A 246-nucleotide genomic window follows, 5' to 3' on the forward strand; every position below is an offset into this window, starting at 1 on the left:
GTTCTAATCATGTTGTCAGCAACTTGATATTCTCTTTTGAGCTGTCCTTTTGTTGCACCGCGAGTTGAAATAATCTCTGGATGTTCCTGCTTAAACTTGTTGTGCGCATAGCGGCTTTGGAAGTAGCTGTGAAGATAGTTGCCGACCAACAAGGCCGTTGGGTCGCGCTTGGGCTTCCACTCGTCCTTCAATTCCGCCAAAGCCTCGGCCTCGCAAGCCATGAACTTTTTGAACCAAGTTGGGGAC

General features: G+C 48.8%; 1 protein-coding gene. It reads right to left on the reverse strand.

Annotated elements, in window-relative coordinates; all coding sequences use genetic code 11:
* Window positions 1-221 (reverse strand): PD-(D/E)XK nuclease-like domain-containing protein (locus HMI57_RS18440; RefSeq protein WP_171587436.1); only part of this gene is annotated, 221 nt, incomplete at its 3' end.
* Window positions 222-246: the final 25 nt, after the last annotated feature.

The sequence above is a fragment of the Arthrobacter sp. 260 genome (assembly GCF_013116745.1).
In the GTDB taxonomy this organism is placed as follows: Bacteria; Actinomycetota; Actinomycetes; order Actinomycetales; family Micrococcaceae; genus Arthrobacter_D.